This window comes from Rubrivivax albus (genome assembly GCF_004016515.1).
GTDB classification, from domain to species: Bacteria; Pseudomonadota; Gammaproteobacteria; order Burkholderiales; family Burkholderiaceae_C; genus Rubrivivax; species Rubrivivax albus.
Genome location: NZ_SACT01000054.1, coordinates 1 through 445 on the forward strand (window position 1 = coordinate 1; position 445 = coordinate 445).

Here is a 445-nt window from a genome sequence, read left to right on the forward strand (position 1 = left end):
TCTTGCGTGTAAACTACGATTTCAAAGAAAAGATCCTGTTCCAGGCTTCTGTTAGAAGAGATGGCAGCTCCGTATTTGGTAAAAACAAAGAGTGGGGTTATTTCCCTGCAGCAAGCGTGGCATGGCGTCTTTCCGAAGAAGAGTTCATCAAAAACATTGCTTTCATTAATGATTTAAAATTAAGGGTGAGATATGGTGAAACAGTTAATGCGTTTGGTTTAGGTGCATACACTGCTCTACGTTTATATAACAAATCCGGTACCTATTACAGCGGTGGAACATTTGAATCGGCTTTCAGATCAACACAAGGTGCAAACCCCGATCTGCAATGGGAAGTTACAGCCACTAAAAACATTTGTGTGGATTATGGCTTCCTCAAAGGAAAGATCAGCGGTTCAATTGATCTGTATGAAAAGATTACAACCGACATGATTTTTGGTTACAA

Annotated in this window: 1 protein-coding gene; it reads left to right on the plus strand. The window is 40.0% G+C overall.

The genetic code is table 11. The features are described 5' to 3' along the window. Nucleotides 1–445 (plus strand): TonB-dependent receptor domain-containing protein (locus ENE75_RS26070; protein ID WP_158289102.1); only part of this gene is annotated, 445 nt, incomplete at both ends.